The organism is Fictibacillus barbaricus, assembly GCF_014635025.1.
GTDB lineage: Bacteria > Bacillota > Bacilli > Bacillales > Fictibacillaceae > Fictibacillus > Fictibacillus barbaricus.
On the sequence record NZ_BMCE01000001.1, the window covers coordinates 1,477,363 to 1,495,952 of the forward strand.

The window sequence follows — 18,590 nt, forward strand, 5'->3', positions numbered from 1 at the left end:
TTCCTTTCACCCTCTTCCTGATTGAAGAGGGTTTTTTATTATTTACTAAAGGAGTGTTTTGGATATGAAAAATACAGCGGAGGCTTCTTTGCTCGGGGAATGGTTAAGAGAGTGTGTTGGTAATTTCCCAGGAATTCAAGGAGAGTCCTTTTTAAAAAAAGCAGAAGAAATTGAAGGTAGAAGCAGTGATTCTGCAACCCTATACAGGCTGCTAACCATGGAAGCTCTTAATGGCTTAAACGCCGAGGAGCCTGACTGGACATTTGTAGCATCACGTATATATTTAAGGCAGTTGTATGAAGAAGTGATGCAAAACAGGGGAGAAATAGAACAGCCACCTTATTCAAATCTGTATGGGCTGATCAAAAAGCTTGTAAGTTTAAACATCTATGATTCTACAATTCTATCTGCTTACACTGAACAAGAAATAGAGGAAGCGGGTAAATGGATAGACCCTGCTAAGGATAAGCTTTTTACATACATAGGATTGAAGACACTAGCAGACAGATACCTGGCAAAAGGTTTTGATCATGAAAAATATGAACTGCCTCAAGAGCGATGGTTGATGATTGCCCTGTTTTTAATGAGAGACGAAGATCAAACGCAAAGATTAGAACGAGTGAAAGAAGCATATTGGGCTCTTTCTAACCTGTATATGACCGTCGCAACTCCAACTTTGGCAAATGCCGGTAAGAGCTATGGCCAATTAAGCTCATGTTTTATAGATACGGTTGATGACAGCCTTAGAGGAATCTTTGATTCAAACACAGATGCTGCAACTGTTTCAAAAGGTGGTGGGGGTCTAGGCTTATACCTTGGCAAGATTCGTTCTAGGGGATCCGATATAAAAGGATTTAAAGGAAATTCATCAGGAGTTATCCCATGGATGAAACAGTTGAACAATACAGCAGTATCGGTCGATCAGCTTGGTCAGAGACAAGGTGCTATCGCTGTTTACTTGGATGTTTGGCATAAAGATATATTGGAGTTTCTTGATGCTAAGTTAAACAATGGTGATGAGCGTATGAGGACCCATGACTTATTTACAGGCGTTTGTCTCCCGGATCTTTTCATGGAGAGTGTTGAAAATCGTGATGATTGGTTTCTCTTCGATCCGCATGAAGTACGTAAAGTAAAAGGCTATTCACTCGAGGATTTCTATGATGAAACAAAAGGATCAGGCAGTTTCAGAGAAAAGTATGAAGACTGTCTGAAAGATGAGAGGCTGTCCAAAAAATGTGTGCCTGCCATTGAGATTATGAAAAGAATCATGAAGTCTCAGTTGGAGACAGGAACACCATTTATGTTCTACCGCGATACGGTTAACCGGTTAAATCCTAATCCTCATAAAGGGATGATCTATGCTTCCAATCTTTGTACAGAGATTATGCAGAACATGTCGCCTACAATTATTTGTTCTGAGACAACGGAAGATGGAAAGATCGTGATTAGAAAAAATCCTGGTGATTTTGTCGTCTGTAATTTATCATCTCTTTCTCTTGCTAAAGTGATCAAAGATAATGTTTTGAAACGAGTCATAGATATTCAGATTAGAATGCTTGATAACGTCATAGACCTTAATCGGATCGATGTTCCACAAGCAGAGATAACGAATAAAAAGTACAGAGCAATAGGGGTAGGAACATTCGGATGGCATCACCTTTTAGCAAAAGAGGGGATCAAATGGGAAAGCGAAGAGGCTGTAGCCTATGCAGACAAACTGTACGAAAAGATTAATTATTATGTAATAAATGCAAGCTCTGAACTGGCTAGAGAAAAAGGAAAATATCCTGCATTCCAAGGGTCAGATTGGGAAACGGGCAATTATTTTAAAAAACGTAATTATACGAGTGAAGAGTGGATGTGCTTAAAAGAAAAAGTAAGCACACAAGGTTTAAGAAATGGTTATCTCATTGCTGTTGCACCTAATTCGTCAACGTCGATCATTGCAAATTCAACTCCAAGTGTAGATCCTATCTTTAAGAAGTTTTATTCAGAAGAGAAGAAGAACTATAAGATTCCTGTAACGGCGCCTGATTTAAATGCTGAAACAACTTGGTTCTATAAATCCGCATTTCTTATTGATCAAACATGGAGTATCGAACAGAACGCGGCTAGACAAAAGCATGTGGACCAGTCGATCTCATTTAATCTGTACGTTAATCACAATATAAAAGCTAAAGATCTGCTGAACCTTCATATGCAAAGTTTCAAAAAGGGTTTAAAGACAACCTATTACACGAGATCCACTTCGATTGAGTTAGAAGGATGTGAAAGCTGTGAAAGTTAAAGAAAATTCTAAGCTGATGGAAAGAAAAATGTATGATGTTACTGCACCAAACGCATCTACAGGAATTATTAATGGACAAAGTTCCAATGTGTTAAATTGGGATGATGTCAGGTATAAATGGGCCTATCCACTCTATAAGAACATGCTCTCTAATTTTTGGACCCCATTTGAGATCAATATGTCTAGTGATAGTAAGCAGTATGTAAACCTAACTGAAAAAGAGCAAGACACATTTAATAAGATCATCGGATTGTTAGCTTTTTTAGACAGCATTCAAACAGACTATTCAAGCAGAGTTGCTGCTTACTTAACAGACTCGAGTCTAGCGGCACTAATGGCTACTCTATCCTTTCAAGAAGTGGTACACAATCAATCTTATTCCTATGTATTGTCTTCGTTAGTTCCGAAGTCTAAGCAAGACGAAATTTTCGAGTATTGGAAGACTGATGTTATTCTTCGGGAGCGCAACGATTTTATTGTACAGGGTTACGAGAAGTTTCTTGATGACCCTACTCCTGAAACATTTATAAAATCTATAATCTACGATGTGATCTTAGAAGGGTTAAATTTCTATTCAGGATTCAGCTTTTTCTATAATTTAGCAAGAAACCAAAAGATGGTATCTACTTCCACGATGATTAATTATATTAATAGAGATGAACAGCTTCATGTTTACCTTTTCTGCCAGGTGTTTAAAGCTGTTTTGGAGGAATATCCACAACTGAGAAACGAGGAGCTTGAGTCATTTGCAAAAAATACTTTCGAAAGAGCAGCTCAGCTGGAAATCAAATGGAGCAAATATATAATAGGAGATTCTTTTGAGGGGATTAATGAATCGGATCTCGAAGCATATATCAAATTTATGGCGAATAAACGATTGAATGAGCTCGGCTTTGACAAACTTTATCCAGAGTATAATAAAAATCCGCTTCCTTGGATAAAAGCTTATTCTGATGTCAATTCCGGAAAAAGTGATTTTTTTGAGCAGAAATCGAGACAATATACAAAGGTCTCGGACGAAAATGGGTTTGATGAACTATAAAAAGCCGGGAAACTCATTCCGGCTTTTTTTCTTTAGGTTGTTTATAATGACAATATAGGTTATTAGAACTCTTCTCTTATTTCGAATTGCTGACTAACCTTTTCACATTCTTCATAATATTTTTCATGTGTTCGTTTAATAACGTGATCAAATACGTCATTTACCTTATCGCTTAAGATCTTTATACCTTCCCCTGTAATTCCACCCTTTACACATACCTTTTGTATCAGAGTCGGCAATGTATAAATATCTTTTTCAAGCAGTTTACCCATGCCGATGATCATGTCACTTGCCAGCTGTGTTGCCTGTTCTTTCGTGATGTCTGTTTGATCCACAGCGCTATTAATGAAGCATTGCAGCACATATCCTATAAACGCTGGGCCGCAGCTCGCAATATCAGAAGAGATCCGAGTAATACTATCATCGATAACGAGCGGTGTAGAAATGCAGGACATTAATGAAAGCAGCTTTTCTTTAAATTCATTGTGACATCTCTTTCCGAACGAGATGAGTGAGGAGCCGGATAATGCTCGATTATTGATGCTTGGTATCGCTCTCGCAATATTGCAGACTAGCAAGTCTTCCAGCTGTTCACAGGAAATGGGGCTTGTAATAGAGACAAGTAATTGATGTTTAGAAATATTGTTTTTATGACTGGAAAGCAACGAATAAAATTCATGTGGTTTTACACAGATAAAAACAATCTCAGCAAACCGGAATACGTCTTCGGGTGTAATTCCTATCTTTATTTTTGGATAGGCATGTTGCAGCCTCTCCGCTTTGGACAGGGTGCGGTTAGTAACCATCAGCCGTGATGGCGGAATGGCAGAAGATTCGATGAAAGAAGCAGCAAGGACGCTCCCCATGTTTCCAGTTCCGATAATTCCAATCTTCATACCTGAACCTCCTTCCTCTACCTTAAAATCTATGCGGTCATTGTTTCGAATATGAATTCTGTAATGTTCAAGCATATCTAAGCAGGTGAAATAAATGGAGAAAATCAAACAACATTTAACATGGTTTATCGGCGCAGGCTGTATCCTTTTTCTTTTAATAAGTTTATCTCTATTCAATTATTTCAAAAGTGAATCAAATATGCCAATAACATCTCAAATACCTATACAAGACCAACCTGAAATAAAATCCTCTGATACTGAAGGCGATAAAAATCAAAGACAAATTACAAATGAAAAAAATATTATCATGATCGATGTACAAGGTAGTGTGAAGAAGCCAGGGGTATATCAGATGAAAAGCGGTGATCGGGTGATCCATGCGATTCAAAAAGCTGGAGGTTTTTTAGAAGAAGCAGAAATTCGTTCAGTTAATCAGGCATTAAAAATATCAGACGAGATGGTTATTTATGTTGCTTCAAAAGGGGAGGAATATGAAAACCAGGAAGGTGGCAGCAACAGCGATCATCCAGTCAGTGAAAAAATAAACATCAATTCTGCCGATCAATCTATACTTCAGACACTTAATGGAGTCGGTCCTGCTAAAGCCGAAAGCATTATCGCATACCGTGAAGAACACGGTCCATTCTCATCTCTAGATCAATTATTAGAAGTAAAAGGGATTGGTGAAAAGACAATAGAAGAATGGAAAGATAAAATCAGCTTTGAATAAGGGTTTTTATTGACCCTTTAATTAGCGGGGTCTACACTAGGGTTATAGAAACAGAGGAGGCGGATTAGTTGCAACGAATTTCTTGGAATGAATATTTTATGGCGCAAAGCCAGCTGCTTGCCCTTCGCAGTACTTGTACCCGTTTGGCAGTTGGAGCGACTATTGTAAGAGATAAGCGGATAATTGCAGGTGGTTATAACGGTTCAATCTCTGGCGGAGTTCATTGTATTGATGAGGGCTGTTATGTGATTGATGGTCACTGTGTAAGAACTATACATGCTGAAATGAATGCTCTTTTGCAATGTGCAAAATTTGGGGTGCCTACAGATGGAGCAGAAATGTATGTCACTCATTTCCCTTGTTTGCATTGCTGCAGATCGATCATCCAAAGCGGTATCAAAAAAATTTATTATGGTGAAGACTACAAAAACCATCCATATAGCATAGAACAGTTTAAAGAAGCCGGTGTAACGGTAGAAAAAGTAGAAATGAAAATCCCTCCTTCAGCCTTCATTCCTAACGGAGTATGAACCCACGGTATGCCGTATTAAGTGCTATCTCTGCACTTAGTGGTATATGGCTGTATAAGTATCATTCGATAACCGGGTTTGTATTATCTGCCTTCCTGGTTATCGTTATTGTTTTACAGTTTAAAAAGAAGTCAGCCTTCATCGTAAGTTTTCTTCCGATATTCTTCTTTTATTCTAGCCTCACATTAAATCCACATGCATCAAAATTATCAGCTCAAAGTATCAGATTTTCAGGACAAATAGTTTCCATACCGAAGATGGACGGCAGGTTGCTCAGCTTTCAATTTAAAGCGAACGACGAAAATGTAATAGTCCAGCACCGGATGAAGTCGTCAAACGAAAAAAATGAACTATCAAAATTAGAAATAAATATGACTTGTCTACTGAAAGGAAATCTGAAAAAACCTGAACCCCAAAGTCATTTTTACGGAATGGACTATCTGGAGTATTTAAGCAGCAAAAGAATAAAATGGATTCTTGAAACCGGGAGCATTAGTAGTAAACATTGTGCAATTAAGAGCCAGAAAAGTATAAAAGAGAGTGTACAAATATGGAGAAGCCGGGCTATCCATCATTTGGAGGAGTATTTTTCTCAAAACACTGCCAGTTTAATGAATGCTCTTCTTTTTGGCTACAGAGAGGGGATCAAGCCGGAAACTCTTGAGGCCTATCAGAGATTAGGATTAACCCATCTATTAGCTGTATCAGGTTTTAATGTGGGGATCGTCTCGTTCATTCTTTATTCGCTTTTAGTTAGAGCTGGTATAATAAAAGAACTTGCTTACATGCTTATTGTTTTATGTTTACCGCTTTATATTGTTTTAACGGGTGGAGAAAGTTCTATTGTACGAGCAGGGATGATGGGAATCCTTTTGTTATGCTTTATTATCTTTAGAAAAAAGATTAGTCCTGTCGTTCTTTTATCAATTGTTTGTATAGGGATGCTTTTTTGGAACCCTTCCTATGCCTTTGAACTCGGATTTCAGCTTTCATTCTTAATGACCTTCGTTCTGATTACGTCTCTTGCTTTTTTTCAATCAAAGTCATACGTTCAACTCCTTATCCTCACATCATGTTTGTGCTCGTTATTTTCGTTTCCGATCATCTTATATCACTTCTATGAATTTTCAATTTGGTCAATCCCCCTCAATATCCTCTACATTCCTTTTGTATCTATCCTTTTGTTTCCTGTTTCTTGTATGGTTCTTATTCTTACTTTAACTGTACCGGAGAATCTTCCATTTATCGTTTCCATTGTAGAATTCATTTTCGGAAGTTCCGCCTTGTTTTTGGAAAGAGCTCAGCTGCTTAGGGGTAGTATAGTCTTAGGGAAGCCAGCAGAATGGATATTTATATTATACTTCATCTCGATTTTCTATTTTGTGTATAAGTGGGAAGTGAATAAGAGGCTCAAGGTTAAATCAGTTGTCCCTTTTCTACTGATTATCATCATTCACGCTTGCCTTCCATATGTTAATCCAAATGCAGCTGTTTCCTTCATTAACGTAGGCCAAGGAGACAGCATTTTAATAGAACTGCCTTTTAGAAAAGCGGTATACCTGATCGACACAGGAGGTTCTATTTCTTTTGAAAAAAAAGAGTGGGAAAAAAGGGACGAAGAATATAATGTAACAAAACAAGCAGTCCTCCCTTTCTTAAAGGCTAGAGGTTTAAGAAGAGTGGATGGAATGATTTTCAGTCATGGAGATATGGATCATGCAGGAGGGGGGCTTTTTTTACTTAATCATTTTAATATCAATACTGTTTATCTGCCGAATAGGGTAAATAGTAATGAACTTGAGAAGCTGATAGAAGAAGAAGCTAAAATACAAAATATAAACTTGCTTTATTTACGTAAAGGCATGGGATGGGGAAATAAAGATTCGTTTTTCTCTGTTTTGCATCCAGATTCAAATCGTACTTCGTCCAATAATGGTTCCATTGTATTATGGGTAAAACTTTATGAAAAGAGCTTTTTATTTACGGGGGATATCGAAAAGGAAGCAGAAGACGAGATCTTAAAGAATTATAATTACATTCATGCTGATATACTGAAAGCTGCACATCATGGGAGCGGCACATCATCCACTGCTTCGTTTTTGAAAAAGCTTTCACCTTCTTATGCGGTCATCTCAGCAGGTAAAAATAATATGTATGGTCATCCGTCAAATGACGTTCTAGAACGATTAAAAGAAGAAAAAATTGTGATCTATCGGACGGATCTGCATGGTGACATCTCTTTTGTGGTGGGAAAACAAAGAATCAAAATAATAACTGCTCAATAAAAAAGAACCGAATAGAATTTAAATTCGGTTCTTTTTTATGTATTATGCGATTGCTTTTAGAATGACTCCGATGGCGAAGATTACCGTAAAGAATACAAAGGATACAACAAAGCCAATTCCGGAATCTATAAGGTCGTTACGCTTGCTTTGTACGTCTTTCTCGAAATGGTTCATGTGACAACCCTCCTAATCCATCCTTAGTATACGTTATCATTTTACAAAAATCCATACTGAAAATGCTTTCTTTGCCTGCTTTTATCAAAAACTTACCAAAGTTGAGAGTCGTTGTCACCAATAATGTGTAATCGCATAGGATATCCTAATTAAAGCTAACTCGTGAGCGAAGGACTCGTTTATGTGTTAGTGTTTATCATAAATGAAGGAACGGGCTATTGCTCTGTTCCTTCTTTTGCTTGCAAAAGATCTTACTTCCTCATAGGATTATATAGAGAGGTGAAAAAGGTGCTTACAGTTGAAACATTAAAGAAGAATATTAAAAATAAGAAGACCTCCCCGATCTATTTGATCTGGGGTACTGAACATTATTTAGCAGAAGATGCGATCCAGACAATAACGAGCCTTTTGTCGCCTGATGAAAAGGATTTTAATTTGAGCGTACATAACCTGGATGAAATCTCTGTTCAGGAAGTAATAGAAGATGCAGAAACAATGCCGTTCTTAGGTGATCGAAGAGTTGTTATCATGAAAAACGCTGTATTCTTAACTGCGGCAAAAGATAAGGCGAAAATCGAACATGATCTGAAAGTATTTGAACAATACATACAAAATCCTACAGAATATACGACCTTAGTAATCGTTGTACCCAATGAGAAGCTGGATGAAAGAAAAAAGATCGTAAAACAAGTGAAGGCACAATCGGAAATCATTCAAGTATCACAGCTAAGCAATGAAACAGCAGAAAAATGGCTGTTAAAAGAAGCGGAATCTTCAGGTGTTATTATTGAGAAAGAAGCAATCGAGCTGCTTCTCTCCAGACTTGGGGCAAAGATGGCAGTGTTAGCTAAAGAGATGGAAAAAATGGCACTCTTTGTTGGAGAAAATGGCAGAATCACTAAGGAAACGGTAGATCGTCTAGTTGCACGAACACTTGAAGATGATGTTTTTGGCCTTGTAGATCATGTGGTTCACAAACGGACAGAACAAGCGTTAAGAAGTTTTTACGATTTAATGAAACAGAACCAGGAACCGATCCAGGTACATGCTTTAATAACACGGCAGTTTCGGATTATAAACGGAGTAAAAGAACTATCTAAGAAGGGATATGGAGAGAAGCAGATGGCTTCCTTGTTAAAGCTCCATCCGTATGCTGTAAAACTAGCTTCGAAACATGCCAAACAGTTCGACGAGACATTTTTACGGGACTGTTTAAGTGATTTTGCAGAAACAGACTATAAATTAAAAACGGGTCAGATGGATAAGACGCTGTTGCTTGAATTGGAGATTGTAAAGCTCTCGCAAAGTTAATAAACCATAAATTTCATGAAATCGTGAACTCCTTTCATAGTTTGAAAAGGGGTTTTTTCTATTATTACGGTCTTTTTCGATGGCAATTAAGTCTTTTGGTTTATGTATTAAGTCTTTTTCCCCTCTAATTAGGTCATTATCTCATGCAGTTAAGTCTAAACACCGTGCATATAGGTCTTTCTGCAAATTTCGACAAAAGAAAGCCAGCTCCCATGTAGAGAGCTGGCTTCTATTTGAACTCGTGCTATGGAGTTGATTTTTCAAATAATAAATGGCTATTTTCATAAACTATTTTGTTATCTCAGCGAAAGAGAGGATTGTTTCATTCCGCTCCGATCAACTTCTATATAAACGGTTTGCTATCACAGCAACTATTTAATAAACCACATCTTTTGAAAAAAGCCAAATAAAAAAACGACCTATTGGTGTAAGGCCGTTTTTCGGGTTTTCATCCTTCAATTTATGCATTAACACCGTTTAAAGCCTTAGCAAGACGAGACTTTTGGCGAGAAGCTGCATTTTTGTGGATAAGTCCTTTGTTCGCTGCTTTGTCAATCTTCTTAGAAGCAGTAACAAATGCTGCTTGAGCACCTTCTGCATTGTTTGAAGCTGCTAGTGCTTCAAAGTTTTTGATAGCAGTACGCATGCCAGACTTAAGTGAAGCGTTGTGAGCACGACGCTTTTCGTTAGTTTTTACACGTTTAATCGCTGATTTAATATTAGCCAATCCATTCACCTCCCTAAATGAACCATGAGCAACAAAATTACTTTTCCGTTGCAAAAAATAGGACACAAAGTATTCTATCAAAATCACCCTTTAATTGCAATACAAGAATGAAAAGCAAGAGTTGCGGCAAAAATAAAACCAAAGGACGGTGGTAGATTATGGGTAAAGAATTAGACCTTCAAGCCTATTCAGTTCGTACGGATCTAGCGATAGAAGCTCATGACATGCTTTTAAAAGAAGATGAAGTTGTCAATAAAAGTACACTTGAGGGTGTCATTATACATGAGAGGGATAGAGATGGAATTAAGTGTGTGAGGGTGGAGATTGACGAAAAAGGGGCAGAGACCACCGGTAAAAAAGCAGGGATATATTTAACCTTTGAGGTACAAGGGATCCGCGAAAAAGATTCTAAGCTTCAGCAGCGTGTTCAAGAAGTATTTGCACATGACTTTAATCAGTTCTTGAGAGAGCAAGGAATCAAACAAGATGATACTTGTTTAGTTGTAGGATTAGGTAACTGGAACGTTACGCCTGATTCTCTCGGCCCGCTTGTGGTCGAAAACTTAACGATCACAAAACACTTATTTGAACTAGCACCTGAGAACGTAGAAGAAGGCTTCAGACCGGTATGTGCAATCTCACCAGGAGTTATGGGGATTACAGGAATTGAAACGAGCGATATTATTGATGGAATCGTAAAAAGAGTGAACCCGGATTTTGTGATTGCCATTGATGCATTAGCTTCACGCTCTATTGAGAGGGTAAATGCAACTATTCAAGTTTCGAATACAGGTATCCATCCAGGTTCAGGAGTTGGAAACAAACGTAAAGAATTAAGTAAAGAAACACTAGGTATTCCGGTTGTTTCTATAGGTATTCCAACCGTAGTTGATGCTGCTACTATTACGAGTGACACGATAGATTTTATCTTAAAGCACTTTGGACGTGAGATGAAAGAGAAAGATAAACCTTCTAAATCCCTTCTGCCTGCTGGTATGACCTTCGGGGAGAAAAAAATATTAACAGATGAAGATATGCCTGAAGAAGGTCATCGGCAGTCTTTTCTTGGAATGGTAGGAGTCCTTGAAGACGACGAAAAGCTCCGGCTTATACGCGAAGTTCTTGCTCCTATCGGTCATAACCTTATGGTTACACCAAAGGAAGTCGATGTTTTTATTGAAGATATGGCAAACGTTCTAGCTAATGGTTTAAACACAGCCCTGCACGGTCAGATCGACCAGGGCAACACATCATCTTACACCCATTAAGTTTTAGGCATATCTGGACAAGCTTGTGCATAAATTTGAATTGTATATCCTCATGGGGAGGAATCTGTAATGACAAAATTTATGTTGAAGTGTTTTGGACTGGTCACGCTGCTTCTGTTCGGCGTTTTATTTGGGATACAAAAAGCACAATTTGAGATGAATGAATTAAAGAGTCCTTCTCAGGAGAATGTTGAATCGTTAATCAATCTTTCTTCAGTTGAAAGTGATACTGAGTCAGAAACGGTTACGAGTCATGATATTAAGTCGAAACAAGAAACTTTAAAAAAAATAGACTCATTTAATGTATTCTCAGCATTGGGGCAAAAGCTTTCATCCTGGATTTCATCAACCTTTAGTGTCATGATTTCAGTTTTCGGCATTATTATCCAGGAAATGCTGGATGTCTTTTCACCATAAGAACCATGAGGGGGCTGCTCCTTTAATGGTTCTTTTTTTATTTAGTAGGACTGTCTTACTCCTGTTTTTCAGGTTGTGATTGAAACAGTTACCTGGTATTGCTATAATCAAAGCTAGTGACTTTTCCTAAAATTGTAGGAGTGAACGTATAATGAACAGAGAAGAAAAATTAAAAAGACAAGCAAAGATCCGTAACTTTTCCATTATTGCACACATTGACCATGGAAAATCTACGTTAGCTGACAGAATTTTAGAAGAAACAAGTGCTCTGACACAGCGTGAAATGAAAGAACAGCTATTAGATTCAATGGACCTAGAACGTGAACGGGGTATTACAATTAAATTAAATGCCGTTCAGCTTCAATATAAAGCAAAAGATGGCGAGATCTATACCTTCCACTTGATTGACACTCCTGGACACGTAGACTTCACTTATGAGGTGTCTAGAAGTTTGGCAGCATGTGAAGGGGCATTACTTATTGTAGATGCTGCTCAAGGAATCGAAGCTCAAACGTTAGCCAACGTTTATCTTGCACTCGAGAATGATTTAGAGATCTTACCGGTTATCAATAAGATAGACCTTCCAAGTGCTGAGCCTGAACGAGTTCGCCAAGAGATTGAAGATGTAATAGGGTTAGATGCGTCTGAGGCTGTACTTGCTTCCGCAAAGGCGGGTATCGGAATTCAAGATATCTTAGAACAGATCGTTGAAAAAGTCCCAGCTCCTCAAGGAGATCCAGAAGGGCCTCTTAAAGCACTTATCTTCGACTCCTTATATGACCCATACAGAGGTGTAGTTACGTACATTCGTGTTGCAGAGGGTACGGTTAAGATCGGTGATAAAATTAAGATGATGGCAACCGGAAAAGAGTTTGAAGTGCTAGAATTAGGCGTATTTACTCCTAAAGCGGTTCAAAAGGACTTTTTAACAGTTGGTGATGTTGGTTTCTTAACAGCATCCATCAAAAACGTTGGAGACACACAAGTCGGTGATACGATTACCAGCGCAGTAAAAGGGGCGCAAGAACCACTGCCAGGTTACAGAAAAATGAACCCGATGGTTTATTGCGGATTGTATCCTGTCGACACAGCAAAATATAACGATTTACGTGAAGCGTTAGAAAGGCTTGTGTTGAATGATTCTGCACTTCAATATGAACCGGAAACTTCACAAGCACTTGGATTTGGATTCCGCTGCGGATTCTTAGGACTACTTCATATGGAGATTATTCAAGAACGTATTGAACGTGAATTTAATATCGACCTTATCGCGACAGCGCCAAGCGTTATCTATAATGTTACGATGACAGATGGGGAAAAAATCGTAGTGGATAACCCTGCGAACATGCCCGAAGCGCAAAAGATTTCTGTAGTTGAAGAACCATATGTTAAAGCTTCCATTATGACACCAAATGATTATGTTGGAACGATTATGGAAATCTGTCAAAAGAAGCGCGGTATCTTCATGACGATGGATTATCTTGAAAACAATCGGGTTAACGTACTATACGAGATTCCGCTTTCTGAGATCGTGTACGATTTCTTTGATCAGTTGAAATCCAGCACAAAAGGATACGCATCTCTTGACTATGAATTGATTGGTTATAAGCCGTCGAAACTGGTTAAAATGGAAATATTATTGAACAATGAGAAGATCGATGCATTATCAGTAATTGTGCATAAAGACTTTGCTTATGAACGTGGAAAAGTAGTCGTTGAAAAATTAAAAGAACTGATTCCTCGCCAGCAGTTTGAAGTGCCGATCCAAGCGGCGATCGGTCAAAAAATTGTAGCTCGTTCAAACATTAAAGCATTAAGAAAGAACGTTCTTGCTAAATGCTACGGCGGGGATATCTCACGTAAGCGTAAACTATTGGATAAGCAAAAAGAAGGTAAGAAGCGTATGAAGACAATCGGTCGAGTTGATGTTCCGCAAGAGGCGTTCATGGCCGTTCTTCGTATGGATGATACGAACAATAATAAATAATAAGCATGTATAGACCGCGAAGGGAATTTTAGCGGTCTTTCCTGATTTATGAGAATAAAAGGCGGTGAACATGATGCTTAAAGCGGCATATCTTCATATCCCATTTTGTGTTCAGATCTGTCACTATTGTGATTTTAATAAGATCTTTATCCATCAGCAGCCGGTAGACGAGTATTTAAAGTCTATGAAAACAGAAATGCTAAATACGACAAACCGATTTAACAACTATAAAATGGAGACCATCTTTGTAGGTGGGGGCACCCCGACTTCTTTGAGTGAAAGTCAGCTCGATACTTTTTTACGCGATGTAAATGAAGTGTTGGGGAATCAATCTTTAAAAGAGTTTACGGTTGAAGCGAACCCTGAACAAACGACAAATGAAAAGATCGCTGTATTAAAAAGCAATGGGGTAAACAGGTTAAGTATCGGGGTTCAAGCATTTCAAGACTCTTTATTAAAAAAAATTGGGCGAACACACAACAAAGAAGATGTTTACTCTACCGTTTTCAGTGCAAAGAAAGCAGGAATCCATAACATGTCTATAGATCTGATGTTTGGTCTGCCGGGACAAACAATGGAAATGTTTAAGGAGTCTGTGAACGAGGCTTTGGCACTGGATGTTCCCCATATTTCTTCTTACTCTTTACAGATAGAAAAGAAAACTGTTTTTTACAACCTTGCACAAAAAGGAAAGCTTGTTCTGCCAGAACAAGAACTCGAAGCAGCCATGTACGAATATTTAATTGAAACGCTCGATAAAAGAGGTTTCAAACAATATGAGATCAGTAATTTTGCTGTTCCAGGGTTTGAGAGCAAGCATAATCTCCAATACTGGGATAATAACGAATATTTTGGTATTGGGGCAGGTGCTCATAGTTATGCAGAGGGTACGAGAAGAAGAAATGCTGGCCCATTAAGACAGTATATGAGCCTAATAGAGGAAAACGGATTTCCATATGTGGAAGAGCATCTGGTACCGCTTTCTGAAAAGATGGAAGAAGAAATGTTTATGGGCCTCAGAAAACACCAGGGAGTATCTGATAAGACTTTCTTTGATCGATATGGGAAGTCTATGTTTGATGTATATAAAGACCCCATCGAGAGGCTTATTCAAAAAGGCTGGCTTGAAAGGAAGAAGGATACCCTTATGCTGACAAAGGAAGGAATACCTTTAGGGAACGAAGTCTTTCAAGAATTTATTGGTGTAGTTTTAGATTGACAACAAAGAGCACCTTTTGGTAACTTATATTATAGATTTAGCACTCGCTGTTTAAGAGTGCTAACAAATGAGGTGATAGTATGTTAACGGAACGACAACTCTTTATTCTGCGTGTTTTAATAGATGATTATATTAAGCATGTTGAGCCTGTAGGTTCCCGTACAATCTCTAAAAGAGAGGACATTACCTACAGTCCTGCAACGATTCGTAATGAACTTGCAGATTTGGAGGATCTTGGATTCTTAGAGAAAACACATACTTCATCTGGTAGAATTCCGTCTGAAAAAGGCTATCGGTTTTATGTTGATCATCTTCTGCCATCTCTTTCGATGAGTGAAGGTGAAATTGGCCATTCTGAACTTTTATTTACAGAAAAAGTTCAGGAAGCAGAAGCATTATTTGATCAATCTGCTAAGATTCTTTCGGACCTAACTAATTATACATCTGTTGTTTTAGGGCCTAACGCCTTAGACATGAAGCTAAAGCACATGCAGATTATTCCGATATCTTCACAGATGGCAGTAGCTATTTTTGTGACGAATACGGGGCATGTTGAGAACAGACAAATTGTATTGCCCGATACCATTGAGCCTTCAGATCTGGAAAAACTGGTTAACATTTTAAATGAAAGACTTGCAGGTGTGAGATTGATAGAGCTGAACACTCGAATTCAAAAAGAGCTTTCAGCTGTATTCAAAAAGCATCTTCAAGACTATCAAAACACGGGTGTTTTCCTGGACCAGCTTCTTTTATGGAGCAAAAAAGAAAAGCTTTTTTATGGCGGGAAAACAAACATGCTTTCTCAGCCGGAATTCCGTGACCTTGACAAGGTTAGACCGCTTCTGGATTTTTTAGAAACACGTGATCTGATGGAGAAGCTTGTTTCTTCTACTGAAAAAGGTGTAACGGTTAGAATTGGCACGGAGAACGAGCATGAAGCGATGAAGAATTGCAGTGTGATAAATGCTTCCTATACGATGCATGGGAAACATATAGGTACAATATCTTTAATCGGTCCTACTAGAATGGAATATAAAAAGGTTATTTCTTTGCTAGATTCGCTTTCTAAAGAAATGACGACCCGGTTAAATGATTTCTCAGATTAATGGATTTTTTAGGGAGGTGAAAGCATGAACAAAGAGGAAATCACTCAAGATCAAGAGCAAACAGATGTTAATGAAGAAGTGACGGAAGTGGAAGAAGTTGTTGTTGAAGAAGTAGATTCTTCAAACGAAGAAACACTTAATGAGGAACAACAGCGTATTTCGGAACTTGAAGCTAAACTCGAGGAAGCTAGCCAAAAAAACCTTCGTCTGCAAGCGGATTATGACAACTTCCGTCGCCGTACAAGAGAAGAACAGGCAGCGAGCCTTAAATATAAATCTCAAAGTTTGCTTGAACAATTACTGCCGGCACTAGATAACTTTGAGCGTGCTTTAAAGACTGAAGCTACGAACGATCAGGCCAAAACCTTAATTCAAGGTATGGAAATGGTTTATCGTCAGTTATCAGATGCATTGAAACAAGAAGGTCTAACAGAGATTCCTTCAGTAGGGCAAACCTTTGACCCGAACCTGCATCAAGCTGTTATGCAAGTGGAAGATTCTGAATTCGAATCCAACACGGTGATTGAAGAACTGCAAAAAGGTTATATGTTAAAGGATCGTGTAATACGTCCTGCTATGGTAAAAGTAAACGCGTAGAACTACATATGAATTATGGAGGGAAATAACATGAGCAAAATCATCGGTATTGACTTAGGTACAACAAACTCTTGTGTAGCTGTAATGGAAGGTGGAGAAGCGGTAGTTATTCCAAACCCGGAAGGCAACCGTACAACACCATCTGTTGTAGCGTTTAAAGATGGAGACCGTTCTGTAGGTGAAGTAGCTAAGCGTCAAGCTGTTACTAATCCAAATACTATCATGTCTATCAAACGTTATATGGGAACTGATCATAAAGAAACAGTTGAAGGAAAAGACTATACTCCTCAAGAGATCTCTGCTATCATCTTGCAAAAACTGAAGTCACATGCCGAAGACTATCTAGGCGAAAAAGTTGAAAAGGCAGTTATTACTGTTCCTGCATATTTTAACGATGCACAGCGTCAAGCAACAAAAGATGCAGGTCAGATCGCAGGTCTTCAAGTAGAGCGTATCGTAAACGAGCCAACTGCAGCAGCATTGGCGTATGGCCTAGAAAAAGATGAAGATCAAACGATCCTTGTATTTGACCTTGGTGGTGGTACGTTTGACGTATCCATTCTTGAACTAGGTGATGGTTTCTTCGAAGTTAAAGCTACTTCCGGAGATAACAAGCTTGGCGGAGACGACTTTGACCAAGTTATCATCAACCACTTAGTGAGCGAATTTAAAAAAGAGAACGGCATTGACCTTTCTCAAGATAAGATGGCGTTACAGCGTCTAAAGGATGCTGCTGAAAAAGCAAAGAAAGATCTTTCTGGTGTAACTTCTACACAGATTTCATTGCCGTTTATCACAGCAGATGCTTCTGGACCTAAACACTTAGAGTTGAACCTGACTCGTGCAAAGTTTGAAGAACTTTCTTCTGATCTAGTAGAACGCACGATGGGACCAACTCGCCAAGCACTTAATGATGCTGGAATGTCTCCATCAGATATCGATAAAGTAATCCTTGTTGGTGGTTCAACTCGTATTCCTGCTGTACAAGAAGCAATCAAGAAGTTTACAGGTAAAGATCCTCATAAAGGTGTAAACCCTGATGAAGTAGTTGCGCTTGGAGCAGCTATCCAAGGTGGAGTTCTTGCCGGTGATGTAAAGGATGTTGTTCTTCTTGACGTAACACCGCTATCATTAGGTATCGAAACAATGGGTGGCGTATTTACACGATTGATTGACAGAAACACTACAATTCCTACATCGAAATCACAAGTGTTCTCTACAGCTGCTGACAACCAAACTTCAGTTGATATCCATGTTCTTCAAGGAGAGCGTGAAATGGCTGCACACAACAAGACACTTGGAAGATTCCAGTTGTCAGAAATTCCGCCAGCACCGCGCGGCATTCCTCAAATTGAAGTTAGCTTTGATATTGATGCGAACGGTATCGTAAATGTACGTGCAAAAGATCTTGGTACGAACAAGGAGCAATCCATCACGATCAAGTCTTCTACTGGACTTTCAGACGAAGAGATCGAACGCATGGTAAAAGACGCTGAAGAAAATGCGGAAGCGGACAAGAAGAAACGTGAAGAAGTAGATACACGAAATGAAGCAGATCAGCTTGTATTCACAGTCGACAAGACGTTGAAAGACCTGGAAGGCAAAGTAGACGAAGCAGAAGTGAAAAAAGCTGAAGAAGCAAAAGAAAGCTTGAAAAAAGCCCTTGAAGGTACGGATATTGAAGCGATCAAAAAAGAAAAAGATGCTCTGAGTGAAATCGTACAACAGCTTTCAGTTAAACTCTATGAGCAGGCGGCACAACAAGCTCAAGCTCAGCAAGGTGATGCAGAAGGACAAACGTCTGGCAAAAACGATGACAACATTGTTGATGCAGATTACGAAGAAGTTAACGACGATAAGAAGTAATTTTTTAAAGCAGTTAAAAGTCAAAGTCAGGCTATCTTGACTTTGGCTTTTTTTCTGAAGTGAAGTTAGTGATCAATACTGGCTTTAGACGTAACAAAACCTTTGCAGTTTTCGTCTTGAGTCAGGTGGTATTCAATGGTAAGAT

The 18,590-nt window shown here is 38.6% G+C and carries 16 protein-coding genes; 13 read left to right on the forward strand and 3 right to left on the reverse strand.

The window, feature by feature from the left end; all coding sequences use genetic code 11:
• The first annotated feature begins 64 nt into the window (after positions 1-64).
• The gene (locus IEV52_RS07225; protein ID WP_188401793.1) at positions 65-2,290 is read left to right on the forward strand and encodes a ribonucleoside-diphosphate reductase subunit alpha; all 2,226 of its coding nucleotides are present in this window, start codon (positions 65-67) and stop codon (positions 2,288-2,290) included.
• 16 nt (positions 2,291-2,306) lie between these two features.
• On the forward strand, positions 2,307-3,332 hold the full coding sequence (locus IEV52_RS07230; protein WP_188402286.1) for a ribonucleotide-diphosphate reductase subunit beta: 1,026 nt from the start codon (positions 2,307-2,309) through the stop codon (positions 3,330-3,332).
• Positions 3,333-3,394: 62 nt separating this feature from the next.
• Here the strand turns inward: IEV52_RS07230 and comER are convergent, their stop codons facing one another.
• Positions 3,395-4,228, reverse strand: coding sequence for a late competence protein ComER (gene comER / locus IEV52_RS07235; protein ID WP_188401794.1), 834 nt, complete (start codon positions 4,226-4,228; stop codon positions 3,395-3,397).
• A gap of 94 nt (positions 4,229-4,322) precedes the next feature.
• On the opposite strand from comER, the gene IEV52_RS07240 reads away from it, so the two are divergent.
• The 3 genes from IEV52_RS07240 (at position 4,323) to IEV52_RS07250 (ending at position 7,773) form a co-directional block, all read left to right on the forward strand.
• Positions 4,323-4,958, forward strand: a complete 636-nt coding sequence (locus IEV52_RS07240; protein WP_188401795.1) for a helix-hairpin-helix domain-containing protein — start codon at positions 4,323-4,325, stop codon at positions 4,956-4,958.
• Positions 4,959-5,026: 68 nt separating this feature from the next.
• Entirely contained in the window at positions 5,027-5,488 is a 462-nt protein-coding gene (locus tag IEV52_RS07245) for a ComE operon protein 2 (RefSeq protein WP_188401796.1), read from the forward strand.
• Positions 5,485-7,773, forward strand: a complete 2,289-nt coding sequence (locus IEV52_RS07250; RefSeq protein WP_188401797.1) for a DNA internalization-related competence protein ComEC/Rec2 — start codon at positions 5,485-5,487, stop codon at positions 7,771-7,773. Before IEV52_RS07245 ends, IEV52_RS07250 begins: the two co-directional genes overlap by 4 nt.
• A gap of 42 nt (positions 7,774-7,815) precedes the next feature.
• Here IEV52_RS07250 and IEV52_RS07255 read toward each other — a convergent pair whose 3' ends face one another.
• The gene (locus IEV52_RS07255) at positions 7,816-7,947 is read right to left on the reverse strand and encodes a YqzM family protein (protein WP_188401798.1); all 132 of its coding nucleotides are present in this window, start codon (positions 7,945-7,947) and stop codon (positions 7,816-7,818) included.
• A gap of 288 nt (positions 7,948-8,235) precedes the next feature.
• Here IEV52_RS07255 and holA point away from each other — a divergent pair, with 288 nt between their 5' ends.
• Positions 8,236-9,258 carry a DNA polymerase III subunit delta gene (gene holA, locus IEV52_RS07260; protein WP_188401799.1) on the forward strand — a complete coding sequence of 341 codons (1,023 nt, stop codon included), beginning with the start codon at positions 8,236-8,238 and terminating at the stop codon, positions 9,256-9,258.
• Positions 9,259-9,718: 460 nt separating this feature from the next.
• Here the strand turns inward: holA and rpsT are convergent, their stop codons facing one another.
• Positions 9,719-9,985: a 30S ribosomal protein S20 gene (gene rpsT / locus IEV52_RS07265; protein WP_066291124.1), complete on the reverse strand. Its 267-nt coding sequence runs from the start codon at positions 9,983-9,985 to the stop codon at positions 9,719-9,721.
• Between the two features lie 158 nt (positions 9,986-10,143).
• Between rpsT and gpr the strand changes: the two genes are divergently transcribed.
• The 7 genes from gpr (at position 10,144) to dnaK (ending at position 18,445) form a co-directional block, all read left to right on the forward strand.
• Entirely contained in the window at positions 10,144-11,253 is a 1,110-nt protein-coding gene (gene gpr / locus IEV52_RS07270; RefSeq protein WP_188401800.1) for a GPR endopeptidase, read from the forward strand.
• A gap of 69 nt (positions 11,254-11,322) precedes the next feature.
• Entirely contained in the window at positions 11,323-11,670 is a 348-nt protein-coding gene (locus IEV52_RS07275; protein WP_188401801.1) for a DUF3679 domain-containing protein, read from the forward strand.
• A 151-nt stretch (positions 11,671-11,821) separates the two neighbouring features.
• Positions 11,822-13,657, forward strand: coding sequence for a translation elongation factor 4 (gene lepA, locus IEV52_RS07280; RefSeq protein ID WP_240460873.1), 1,836 nt, complete (start codon positions 11,822-11,824; stop codon positions 13,655-13,657).
• A 73-nt stretch (positions 13,658-13,730) separates the two neighbouring features.
• Positions 13,731-14,876 carry a radical SAM family heme chaperone HemW gene (hemW, locus tag IEV52_RS07285; RefSeq protein ID WP_188402288.1) on the forward strand — a complete coding sequence of 382 codons (1,146 nt, stop codon included), beginning with the start codon at positions 13,731-13,733 and terminating at the stop codon, positions 14,874-14,876.
• An 80-nt stretch (positions 14,877-14,956) separates the two neighbouring features.
• Positions 14,957-15,982: a heat-inducible transcriptional repressor HrcA gene (gene hrcA / locus IEV52_RS07290; RefSeq protein ID WP_188401802.1), complete on the forward strand. Its 1,026-nt coding sequence runs from the start codon at positions 14,957-14,959 to the stop codon at positions 15,980-15,982.
• 24 nt (positions 15,983-16,006) lie between these two features.
• Complete coding sequence (gene grpE / locus IEV52_RS07295) at positions 16,007-16,579, forward strand: nucleotide exchange factor GrpE (protein WP_188401803.1); 573 nt, start codon at positions 16,007-16,009, stop codon at positions 16,577-16,579.
• Positions 16,580-16,609: 30 nt separating this feature from the next.
• Positions 16,610-18,445: a molecular chaperone DnaK gene (gene dnaK / locus IEV52_RS07300; RefSeq protein ID WP_188401804.1), complete on the forward strand. Its 1,836-nt coding sequence runs from the start codon at positions 16,610-16,612 to the stop codon at positions 18,443-18,445.
• The last annotated feature ends 145 nt before the right edge of the window (positions 18,446-18,590 follow it).

Excerpts from the sequence above, each read along its gene's own strand:
- IEV52_RS07250 (WP_188401797.1), top strand. The coding sequence starts at position 5,485 with ATGAACCCACGGTATGCCGTATTAAGTGCTATCTCTGCACTTAGTGGT.
- IEV52_RS07255 (WP_188401798.1), bottom strand. The coding sequence starts at position 7,947 with ATGAACCATTTCGAGAAAGACGTACAAAGCAAGCGTAACGACCTTATA.
- comER (WP_188401794.1), bottom strand. The coding sequence starts at position 4,228 with ATGAAGATTGGAATTATCGGAACTGGAAACATGGGGAGCGTCCTTGCT.
- gpr (WP_188401800.1), top strand. The coding sequence starts at position 10,144 with ATGGGTAAAGAATTAGACCTTCAAGCCTATTCAGTTCGTACGGATCTA.
- IEV52_RS07275 (WP_188401801.1), top strand. The coding sequence starts at position 11,323 with ATGACAAAATTTATGTTGAAGTGTTTTGGACTGGTCACGCTGCTTCTG.
- hrcA (WP_188401802.1), top strand. The coding sequence starts at position 14,957 with ATGTTAACGGAACGACAACTCTTTATTCTGCGTGTTTTAATAGATGAT.
- grpE (WP_188401803.1), top strand. The coding sequence starts at position 16,007 with ATGAACAAAGAGGAAATCACTCAAGATCAAGAGCAAACAGATGTTAAT.
- dnaK (WP_188401804.1), top strand. The coding sequence starts at position 16,610 with ATGAGCAAAATCATCGGTATTGACTTAGGTACAACAAACTCTTGTGTA.
- IEV52_RS07230 (WP_188402286.1), top strand. The coding sequence starts at position 2,307 with ATGGAAAGAAAAATGTATGATGTTACTGCACCAAACGCATCTACAGGA.
- IEV52_RS07240 (WP_188401795.1), top strand. The coding sequence starts at position 4,323 with ATGGAGAAAATCAAACAACATTTAACATGGTTTATCGGCGCAGGCTGT.
- hemW (WP_188402288.1), top strand. The coding sequence starts at position 13,731 with ATGCTTAAAGCGGCATATCTTCATATCCCATTTTGTGTTCAGATCTGT.
- lepA (WP_240460873.1), top strand. The coding sequence starts at position 11,822 with ATGAACAGAGAAGAAAAATTAAAAAGACAAGCAAAGATCCGTAACTTT.
- IEV52_RS07225 (WP_188401793.1), top strand. The coding sequence starts at position 65 with ATGAAAAATACAGCGGAGGCTTCTTTGCTCGGGGAATGGTTAAGAGAG.